Origin of the sequence: Mesorhizobium sp. M1A.F.Ca.IN.020.03.2.1 (genome assembly GCF_004023205.1) — a bacterium.
Classification (GTDB): Bacteria; Pseudomonadota; Alphaproteobacteria; order Rhizobiales; family Rhizobiaceae; genus Mesorhizobium.
The window spans coordinates 20,316-29,840 of sequence record NZ_RZSV01000054.1 but is presented as its reverse complement, the minus strand read 5'-3'; the positions used below and the strand labels follow the sequence as shown (position 1 = coordinate 29,840).

Here is a 9,525-nt window from a genome sequence, read left to right as displayed (position 1 = left end):
ATGACGAATATGGCCGAGAAAATCTGAGCCGCCATGGGTCCCTCTCCCTGGGCATGACCGGCCGGCCAAGGCTGGCAGCCGCATGCGCCGACTTTGAGTTATTCGGAACGCGAAGGCTTCCGGCGTGCGTTGCCGGTCGGACCCGGGCCGTAGCCCGGATCCAGTAGGAGGATGAGGAAAGTCTCGGGTCGCGCGCGGCGGCCTCTCTGCTTACTTGATGGCATCCCAGCTCTTCTGGATATCGGCGGCGACGTCCTGGGCGGACTTGCCGCCGACCAGGTCGATCATGCCGGTCCAGAAGGAGCCTGCGCCGACCTTGCCGGGCATCAGGTCCGAGCCGTCGAAACGCACCGTGGTGGCCCCGACCAGGATCTCGCCCTGCTTCTTCAGCGCGTCGCTGCCATAGGCGTCCTTGTTGGCTCCTTTGAAGGGCGTGACGAAGCTCTTCTGCGCCATCCACAATTCATGCGCGAGCGGCATCTCGAGGAACTTGATGAACTCACGCGAAGCCTTGGAATCCTTGGTGATCATCACCAGCGTTCCGGCCACTTCCAGCGGCGTGCCCAGTTCCGGCTTCGAGGCATAGGGCGGGTAGGGGAAGAAGTCCGCATCCTGGCCGAGCTTCACATTCTCCGGGAAGAACGAAGGAATGAACGATGCCTGATGGTGCATGTAGCACTTCGGCGGCACCGTAAAGAGGCCCTTCGGGCTGTCGCGGAAGTCGGTTGCGGCGACTGCCTTGGCACCGCCGTCGACCATCTTATCGTCGGTTGCGATCTTGCCGAAGATGTCGAGGGCGTTGACCACGGCCGGATCGGTGAAGGGAATCTCGTTCTTCACCCATTTGTCGTAGACTTCCGGCGGCTGGGTGCGCAGCATGATGTCCTCGACCCAGTCGGTCGCCGGCCAGCCGGTGGCGCCGCCCGAACCCAGGCCGATGCACCAGGGCTTGCCGCCGTCGGCAATGATCTTCTTTTCGAGATCGGCCAGTTCCTCCTGAGTCTTCGGAACTTTGTAGCCTGCCTCCTCGAAATTATCTGGCGAGTACCAGACCAGACCTTTCACGTCGATCTTGTAGGGAAAGGCATAGAAGCCCGGCTTGCCGTCCTTGCCCGTATAGGTGCCGAGCTTGGCCCAGGAGTCGCCGGCGGCATAATTTTCCTTGATCCAGGCGGCGACGTCGTCGCCCAGCGGGGTCAGCACACCCTTGGAAGCGAGATCCTGGATCAGTCCCGGCTGTGGCAGGATGGCGATGTTGGGCGGGCTGCCGGCCTGTGTGTCGATGACGATCTGCTGCTCATAATTCTCGGACGAGGAGTATTTGACCTCCGCTCCCGTCGCCTCGGAGAAATAGTCGAGCACCGAACGCACGAGCGTCTCGTCCTCGCCGCGCCACGGACCGAAGATGGTCAGCGTTTCGCCCTTGAGGTCGACCTTTTTGAGATCGTCGTAATTCGCCCAATGAAACTTCGAATCCTCGCCCGGCTTGAATTTCAGTTCGGCATGTGCCGGCAGGCCAAGGGTGAGCGCAGCGAACGCAGCACCCAAGAGAAGCATTTTCTTCATGGCAGTCCTCCCAGTGTTGAGACAGTTCGGACGAAACCTCCATCTCGTCCGCCGACGCCCACGGAACTGTGACTCAGCGAGAAGGCAACCGCAACCTTTCGAAGAGTCTTCCAAAGCGCTTTGGCTAAATCTGATCTCGCCATTGAATCATGCGGAAGTCAAGAGGTCGGCCGTGCTAATCGATTTAAACCCGCTTGCGAGTGAAGGAAAAAGTGCAATGCAGCAAGTTTTTTTGGCGCTGCAGCAGCAATTTCGGCTTCAAACTGCCTGTGGCGGCCCCTAAGGTCATGACGTTCCGACGACGGTGCCAGCGATCCTCGGATCGATTCAAATTGAAAGCGCTTTGAGGCTGGAGGCCTCGATGAACCTCAAGCAACTCTCGCACATGCTGTCGCTTTCGCAAACCACGGTAAGCCGGGCGCTGAACGGCTACCCGGAGGTCAGCGAGGAGACGCGGCGTCGCGTGATGGATGCCGCTAAGCGCCACGGCTACCGGCCGAACCCCAGCGCGAGGCGGCTGGCCACCGGCAAATCGGGAATGATCGGCTATGTGCTGCCGACCGGCAACGCCGTCGACATCGATCCGCATTTCGTCGAGTTTCTTTCGGGTCTCGGCGACTATGCCCGCTCGCACGAGCTCGATCTGGTGCTCTCGCCGGCCGACGCCGACGACCAGGAGACGACCTATCGGCGCATCGTCGCCAACCGGCAGGTCGACGCCGTCTACATTTCCTCGCCACGCCCGGCCGACCGGCGGCTGGCGCTGGTCAACACGCTGGGCATCCCCTTCATCATCCATGGCCGCAGCGAGGGCTTTGAGTTCGACTATCCCTATCTCGATATCGACAACGAGGGCGCCTTCCACGAAGCGGCCAGGCTTCTCGTCCAGCTCGGCCACAAGCGGCTGGCGCTGATCAACGGCGATGACCGCGAGACCTTCGCCATCCATCGCGAGCGCGGCGTGCGCCGGGCGCTTGCCGCCAGCGGACTGACACTGGGCGAGCGCCACATCTGTTCCACGACCATGACCGAGGAAAATGGCTATCGCGCCGCCCGCCGCCTGCTCGAAGAAAGCGGAGCCCCGACGGCGATCGTCTGCTCCAGTCTCATCATGGCGCTCGGCGTCGTCCGCGCCGTGCGCGATCTCGGCCTGACCATTCCGGGCGATCTGTCGCTGGTCGCCCATGACGACGTCTTTCCCTGGCTGCGGCCGGAGAATTTCCCGGTGCCGCTGTCGACCACGCGCTCCTCTATCCGCCTTGCCGGCGCGCGTGTTGCCGAGCGGTTGGCGGCGCGCATATCAGGGCTGGAAGAGGGCGCGCGCGGCGAGGTCTGGCCGGTCGATCTGGTGGTGCGGGGGTCGGTGGCCGGCGCGCCGGTGTAGGTATCGTGTTCCGACAGACGAGACGCGTTGAGTTCCGTCGCACCCCCCTCTGTCCTGCCGGACATCTCCCCCGCAAGGGGGGAGATTGGACGTCGCAGCCGTATTCGCCAATACTCGACTTTGAGGAGCGGGGTCGGCGCTGAAACTGCTGATCTCCCCCCTTGCGGGGGAGATGGCCGGCAGGCCAGAGGGGGGTGCTGTCCCGCCGGCGCCCCAGATTTTCGGGAGCCTATTTCTTCGCAGCCCCAGCTGCTTTTATATCCAACAGCCCATAGCCGAAGTCATTGTCCCGCCCCTTCGGGCCGAGATCCTTGGCCGTGGCCGCCAGCGCCTTCTCGATCTCATCGGCCGAGCGGTCGGGCGCGGCATGGATCAGGTTGGCGATCGCGCCTGAGACGATCGCGGCGGCGAAGGAGGTGCCGGTCACCACGTCCGAGCCGGTGCCGCTCGGCGCAACCATCTCAACGCCCGGCGCCGAGAGGAAGACATAGGCGCCGCGATTGGCTTGCGGCATCAGCCCGTCCTTGGCGTCGGTCGCGGTGACCGCGATGACCCCGTCGAAGGCTGCCGGATAGCCGTAAGGCGCTTTCGGCCCGTTGTTGCCGGCCGCTGCGACCAGCACCATGCCGAGCGCGCGCGCATTGCGGCAGGCGGTGCCGAGGAGGTCGTTCTTCGGCCCGACGAAGCTCATATTGATGATGCGCACGTCCTGTTCCGCCGCCCAGTCGAGCGCCGACAGGATGACATCCATACTCGACTTGCCGCCCTCGAAGGCCCGTGCGTGATAGATCTTGGCGCCCGGCGCGATGCCTTCCAGCGCGCCGACGCCGGCGATCAGCCCGTCGACGGAGGTGCCGTGGTCGCGCTTCTTGATCGGCACGTTCGGCATGGCGTCGAACTGGTCGGCGATCACGCCTTTTAGCGCTGGGTTGGTATCGTCGATGCCGGTGTCGATGACGGCGACGCGCACGTTCTCGCCGCTCGCCTGTTTCGAATCGAGCGCGATGCGCTCGAAGGCATAGTTCACGATGCCGGCTGCCTGCTGCAGCGAATAGATGTGGTTGGGCTCACGCCGCTGCGTACGCCCGTCGGCGGCAAGCTGCGCCAGCACGACGCCGACCGGCCGTCCGTCCGGAATGCCGTAGCGCACCAGCGTTGTGCCGAGCAGCCGCGACTGGCGCTGCGAGCGCACCTGAAGTCCGAAGGTGGTGGCGATCTGCTGCACCGCGCCGGCATCGCCGGCGACCGTCACCAGCACCTCGTCGGGCACGAAGTCGCCACTGACCGCACGCGGCGGCGCGACGACATTGAGCCCGGTAGGCGGTGTGATGGGGCCGCTTGGCGGCGGAGCAGGCGCCGCTGTGCTTGTTGGGCTCTTTGGGGGCGCCGGCTGCGTTGGCGCAGGCGTCGGCCGTGCAGGCGGATTCGGGAACAGGTCGACAATCAGCGACGGCAGGAACACGGCGCCGCCGACGGCATTGCCCGCGCCGGATTGCCCGCCACCATTCCTGACGCCGTCCTCGTCGCAGTCAGCGCCGGCCGCCGTCGTCCGGTTGAGGCAGTCGATCTGCTTTTGCGAGAGGTTCGGATCGTTGGTCTGCGCCACGGCGGGAGCGCCTACAAATGTCGCCGCGAGGATTGCCGCATGAAGAACGACCGCCTTAGCCGCCATCGACCGGTTTCCTTCCCTGCACCACAGCTTCCGCGAAAGGCTGGGCGGCAATAAGGCCGACGAGCTTGTCGTAGTCGGCCGCCGTGCTGGCCGGGATTGTCACGTGAAACACATCGTCGGCGGTCGGCCCGCCGGCGATCTTCAGCCCGTTCTGCCCAAGGAAGGCGGCGATATCCGACATCCTGGCATCCGGCTTGAACTTGACCAGCGCGAAGGGCAGGTTTGCCAGATCATCCTCAGCGCCAGCGATTTCAAAGTCGTTGCCCTTGCCGCCCGGCCGCTCGAAAGACTGCGCCACGACCAGTGCAAGCAGCGCCGCGGCCGCCGCCCAAGCGACACCCGACGGGATTGCCGTGACCCGGCCGAAGACCTTCGCCAGCCATGACTGGCCGGGGGGCGTGCGCGCCGGACCGGCCTCGGCGTCGAGCGCCCTTGCAAACCGGGAGAGCGCGTCGGCCGGCGGTCGGATCGCTTCGTTGGCGGCGGCGGTGCCGGAGAATTCGGCTTCCGCCTCGCCGAGCGCGGCCATCGCCGCAGGATCGGAGGCCAGCCATTCCTCGACGGCTTCGAGTTCTGCGCCTTCCAGCGAACCGTTGAGGTAGAACGGCAGCAGCGTCTCCATCTCGTCGCGGCGCGACATCTTTTCAGCGGCGCTCATGGCCACCCCCTGTCGTAACCGGCCGCCTTGAGGGCCTCGCCGAGTTTCTTGCGGGCGTAGAACATCCTGGTCTTGACGGTGGCAACCGGGATGTTGAGCACCTCGCCGATCTCGGTCACCGACTGGCCATGGTAATAGGCAAGGTCGATCACCGTGCGGTGTTCCTCCGGCAAGGCATCGACAAAGCGGCGCAAGGCGGCGGCCTTGTCTTCCTTCATGGTGACCACTTCCGGCGTGTCGGCGCTGTCGGGAACCTGCGCCGCGTCATCGTCGTCGATCCAGTCTTCCTTCTTCTTGCGCAGCAAGGACAGTGCCTTGAAGCGGGCGATGCCGAGCAGCCAGGTCGAGACTTCGGAGCGGCCTTCGAAGCCCGGCGCTTGGCGCCACAGCTCGAGAAAGACCTCGTTGGTGATATCGTCGGCCATCATGTCCGATCCCGTCTGGCGCGCCACGAAACGGTAGATCCGCGCGTGGTGACGCATGAACAGGAGCCGCACGGCGGCCCGGTCGCCCTTCGCGACCCGGTCTACAAGCGCGCGATCGGTTTCGGTCGCCGCGTTCATGGCCGGTCGAGCCGCCTGGCTCCTCGTGGCTCTGTCGCTGGTCGGTCCAAAAAGGTTCATCCTCCGCCAGGGAATTTTCGGAAGCTAACCGAAGAAGATGAGCGTTGCCAGAGGTGGCTCCCCCTTCTCCCCTTGTGGGAGAAGGTAGATCGGCGCGGAGCGCCGAGACGGGTTAAGGGGTGTTCCAGCGGAGTGAGACGTTGGCGTTCACTGAAACACCCCTCATTCGTCGCCTTTGGCGACACCTTCTCCCACAAGGGGAGAAGGGGAAGCTAAATCAAAAACACCTTCCCCTTCATCGTCGCCGGCACCTCCACGCCGAGCCGGCTCAGCACCGTCGGCGCGAGCTGCAGCTGGTCGAGCAGCGCGTCGGCTTCTGGACCCTTCGCCGGCCCGAAATAGTAGAGCGCGAAATCCTGCATCTCGTCGTCATGCCCGCCGTGATGGCCGCGGTCCGTCTGGCCGTGATCGGCGGTGACGATGACTTCATAGCCGGCTTCGCGCCACCCGGGCAGGAAGGCGGCGAGCATACCGTCCATCGCGTAGCAGGCATGATCCATCTCGTGGCAGTCGTGGCCGAAGCGATGGCCCATCGAGTCCAGCGTGCAGCTGTGCAGGACGCCGTAGTCGATGCCGTGGCGGCGGGTGAGCATGGTCAATGTCGCGAACAGGTCGACATCGCTCGGCGTCATCTGGTTCTTGAGATTGTAGCCGGTCATGGTGTGGAAGCGGCCATGCGTGATCGGCCCGCCAGGCTCGTCGAATTCCATGTCCTCGACGAGATCGAATGGATGGGAGCGGAAGAATTCCGACCAGTAGGAATGCGTCACCGCCCCGGTTCTGCCGCCGGCCTTGCTGACCTCCGAGAAGATATCGGGCTGCCTGACCCGGAACCGGTTCTCGTTGGAGAGGATGCCATGAACCTGCGGCGTGACCCCGGTATGGATCGAGGCGTAGCAGCAGGCCGATGTTGACGGCAGCACGGAGCGCATTCTCCACACTTGCGCCTCACCAGACTGTACCCAGCCTTCGAGATTGCCCATGAGCCGGCGCCAGTTCCGGTAGGGCACGCCGTCAAGGATGATGAGCAGCAATTTGGATTTAAGCGCCACGGGCAATTCCATGCGGTCTGGCGGGAGAGATCGGCGGGCTTGACCGGTCCGGCCAAGTCCGAGAAGTGCAGCGAAGAGCTAGCCAGCTTAGTTGCCGGCGCTTTCCATGCGCCGGCCGGCAATCGCCTTCTCCAGCCAGCCGATCTCCATTTCGGGGACGGAGGACAAGAGAAGGTCGGTATAGGCATCGAAGGGCGGCGCCAGCACCTTGCTCTTGGAGCCGTAGCGGACGACCTCGCCGCGATACATGACCGCGATCGAATCGGCGATCGACTTCACCGTCGCGAGGTCGTGGGTGATGAAGAGATAGGCCACTTTCTCGATCTGCTGCAGGTTGAGCAGCAGCTTGAGGATGCCGTGGGCGACCAGCGGATCGAGCGCCGAGGTCACCTCGTCGCAGATGATCAGCTTCGGCTTGGCGGCCAGCGAACGGGCGATGCAGACGCGCTGCTTCTGGCCGCCCGAAAGCTCGGCCGGATAGCGGTCGATGAAGCCCTTTCCCATCTCGATCTGGTCGAGCAGCTCGGCGACGCGCTTGTCGCGCTCGCGGCCTCTTATGCCGAAATAGAACTCGAGCGGCCGGCCGATGATCGTTCCCACGGTCTGGCGCGGGTTCATCGCGACATCGGCCATCTGGTAGATCATCTGCAGCTGGCGCAGATCCTCCTTCGGCCTATCGGAGAGCCTGTTGCCAAGCGTTCGGCCGTCGAAGAAGACGCTGCCCTGCTCGGGCGGCAGGAGGCCGGTGATGGCGCGCGCCAGCGTCGATTTGCCGGAACCGCTCTCGCCGACGACGGCCAGCGTCTGGCCCGGGTAGATGTCGATCGAGACGTTCTTCAGCACCTTGACGAGACCGCCGCCATAGGCGGCCGTCACGTTCTTCACCGACAGCATCGGTGTGGTGCCGGGCTGCTGTTCGTTGTGCTCGATCTCATGCACCGAGACCAGCGCGTTGGTATATTCCTGGCGCGGCTCCTTGATGATCTGGCGGGTACCGCCCCATTCGACCAGCCGGCCATGGCGCAGCACCATGATCTCGTCCGCTACCTGCGCCACCACGGCGAGGTCGTGGGTGATGTATAAAGCCGCCACATGGGTATCGCGGATGGCGTCCTTGATCGCCGCCAGCACATCGATCTGCGTCGTCACGTCGAGCGCTGTCGTCGGCTCGTCGAAGACGATCAGATCAGGCTCGGAGCAAAGCGCCATCGCCGTCATGACGCGCTGCAACTGGCCGCCCGAGACCTGGTGCGGGAAGCGCTCACCGATCGTTTCCGGATTGGGCAGGCTGAGCTTCTTGAACAGCGCGACGGCTCGCTTTTCGGCCTCGGCCCGGGTTGCCGTGCCGTGCAGAAGCGTCGCCTCCACCACCTGGTCCATCAGCCGGTGCGCCGGATTGAAGGCCGCCGCCGCCGACTGGGCGACATAGCACACTTCGCGGCCGCGCAGCTTGCGCAAGCCCTCCTTGCCGCCCTTCAGTATATCGCGGCCGTTGAGGATCACCTCGCCGCCCGTAATGCGCACGCCGCCCCGGCCATAACCCATCGAGGACAGGCCGATCGTCGACTTGCCGGCGCCGGATTCGCCGATCAAGCCGAGCACTTTGCCCTTCTCCAGCGTCAGCGAGACATCATGGACAAGGGTGATGGTCTTCGGCGCCTCGCCGGGCGGGTAGACGGTCGCCTCGATGCGCAGATTGCGGATGTCGAGAAGTCGGCCGGAATTTGCTTTGCTGTCAGCCATCACCCGCGCCCTCCCTTCAGGCTGGTCGTGCGGTTGAGCACCCAGTCGGCGACAAGGTTGACCGAGATCGCCAGCGCTGCGATCGCCGCCGCCGGGATGAGCGCCGCCGGGATGCCGAAGACGATGCCGTCCTTGTTCTCCTTCACCATGCCGCCCCAGTCGGCGTCCGGCGGCTGCACGCCGAGGCCGAGGAAGGAGAGCGTCGACAGGAAAAGCACCGCATAGATGAAGCGCAGGCCGAGTTCCGAGACCAGGGGCGACAGCGCGTTCGGCAGAATCTCGCGGAAAATGATCCAGCCGCTGCCTTCGCCGCGCAGTTTCGCGGCCTCGACATAGTCCATGACGTTGATGTCGACCGCCACCGCGCGCGACAAGCGGTAGACACGGGTCGAATCGAGGATGCCCATCACCAGGATCAGCGTCACCAGGTTGGACGGCAGCACCGACAGGACGACCAGGCCCATGATCAGCGTCGGGATGGACATCAGCAGGTCGACGAGGCGCGACAGCATCGTGTCGAACCAGCCGCCGAACACCGCCGCCGAAAAGCCCAGAATGGCGCCGAGCGAAAAGGACAGCGCGGTGGCCAGCACGGCGATGAACAGCGTGATGCGGGCGCCATAGATCATGCGGGACAAGAGATCGCGGCCGAGATTGTCGGTGCCCAACAGGTGCACCGATGACATCGGTTCCCAAGGGACGTCGCTGACGATCTCGGCATTGCCGTGCGGGGCGATCCATGGCGCCAAGACCGCCGCCAGCACGAACAGCGTCGTCAGCACAATGCCGATCAGCGCCGCGACAGGAGTGCGTCTGATATCGAGCAT

General features: G+C 64.5%; 8 protein-coding genes. 1 reads left to right on the top strand and 7 read right to left on the bottom strand.

Features of this window, described 5'->3' with window-relative positions; genetic code table 11:
* Nucleotides 1-210: 210 nt before the first annotated feature.
* Nucleotides 211-1,566, bottom strand: a complete 1,356-nt coding sequence (locus EOA79_RS11635) for an ABC transporter substrate-binding protein (RefSeq protein ID WP_066996009.1) — start codon at nucleotides 1,564-1,566, stop codon at nucleotides 211-213.
* Between the two features lie 361 nt (nucleotides 1,567-1,927).
* Here EOA79_RS11635 and EOA79_RS11630 point away from each other — a divergent pair, with 361 nt between their 5' ends.
* Nucleotides 1,928-2,950, top strand: a complete 1,023-nt coding sequence (locus tag EOA79_RS11630; protein WP_095824375.1) for a substrate-binding domain-containing protein — start codon at nucleotides 1,928-1,930, stop codon at nucleotides 2,948-2,950.
* 229 nt (nucleotides 2,951-3,179) lie between these two features.
* Here the strand turns inward: EOA79_RS11630 and EOA79_RS11625 are convergent, their stop codons facing one another.
* The 6 genes from EOA79_RS11625 to EOA79_RS11600 all read right to left on the bottom strand — a co-directional run bounded on the left by EOA79_RS11625 (nucleotide 3,180) and on the right by EOA79_RS11600 (nucleotide 9,525).
* On the bottom strand, nucleotides 3,180-4,622 hold the full coding sequence (locus EOA79_RS11625; RefSeq protein WP_095824374.1) for a S8 family serine peptidase: 1,443 nt from the start codon (nucleotides 4,620-4,622) through the stop codon (nucleotides 3,180-3,182).
* A complete protein-coding gene (locus EOA79_RS11620; RefSeq protein WP_095824427.1) occupies nucleotides 4,612-5,280 on the bottom strand; it encodes an anti-sigma factor in 669 nt (222 codons plus the stop codon). The genes EOA79_RS11625 and EOA79_RS11620 overlap by 11 nt, the downstream gene beginning before the upstream one ends.
* Complete coding sequence (locus tag EOA79_RS11615) at nucleotides 5,277-5,843, bottom strand: sigma-70 family RNA polymerase sigma factor (RefSeq protein ID WP_095824373.1); 567 nt, start codon at nucleotides 5,841-5,843, stop codon at nucleotides 5,277-5,279. Before EOA79_RS11615 ends, EOA79_RS11620 begins: the two co-directional genes overlap by 4 nt.
* 272 nt (nucleotides 5,844-6,115) lie before the next feature.
* Nucleotides 6,116-6,955, bottom strand: a complete 840-nt coding sequence (locus EOA79_RS11610) for an alkaline phosphatase family protein (RefSeq protein WP_095824426.1) — start codon at nucleotides 6,953-6,955, stop codon at nucleotides 6,116-6,118.
* Between the two features lie 87 nt (nucleotides 6,956-7,042).
* Nucleotides 7,043-8,698 (bottom strand): ABC transporter ATP-binding protein, encoded by a 1,656-nt coding sequence (locus EOA79_RS11605; protein WP_095824372.1) that lies wholly within the window; start codon nucleotides 8,696-8,698, stop codon nucleotides 7,043-7,045.
* Complete coding sequence (locus EOA79_RS11600; RefSeq protein ID WP_066995982.1) at nucleotides 8,698-9,525, bottom strand: ABC transporter permease; 828 nt, start codon at nucleotides 9,523-9,525, stop codon at nucleotides 8,698-8,700. Before EOA79_RS11600 ends, EOA79_RS11605 begins: the two co-directional genes overlap by 1 nt.

Excerpts from the sequence above, each read along its gene's own strand:
- EOA79_RS11620 (WP_095824427.1), bottom strand. The coding sequence starts at position 5,280 with ATGAGCGCCGCTGAAAAGATGTCGCGCCGCGACGAGATGGAGACGCTG.
- EOA79_RS11600 (WP_066995982.1), bottom strand. The coding sequence starts at position 9,525 with ATGCTCGATATCAGACGCACTCCTGTCGCGGCGCTGATCGGCATTGTG.
- EOA79_RS11615 (WP_095824373.1), bottom strand. The coding sequence starts at position 5,843 with ATGAACGCGGCGACCGAAACCGATCGCGCGCTTGTAGACCGGGTCGCG.
- EOA79_RS11625 (WP_095824374.1), bottom strand. The coding sequence starts at position 4,622 with ATGGCGGCTAAGGCGGTCGTTCTTCATGCGGCAATCCTCGCGGCGACA.
- EOA79_RS11605 (WP_095824372.1), bottom strand. The coding sequence starts at position 8,698 with ATGGCTGACAGCAAAGCAAATTCCGGCCGACTTCTCGACATCCGCAAT.
- EOA79_RS11630 (WP_095824375.1), top strand. The coding sequence starts at position 1,928 with ATGAACCTCAAGCAACTCTCGCACATGCTGTCGCTTTCGCAAACCACG.
- EOA79_RS11635 (WP_066996009.1), bottom strand. The coding sequence starts at position 1,566 with ATGAAGAAAATGCTTCTCTTGGGTGCTGCGTTCGCTGCGCTCACCCTT.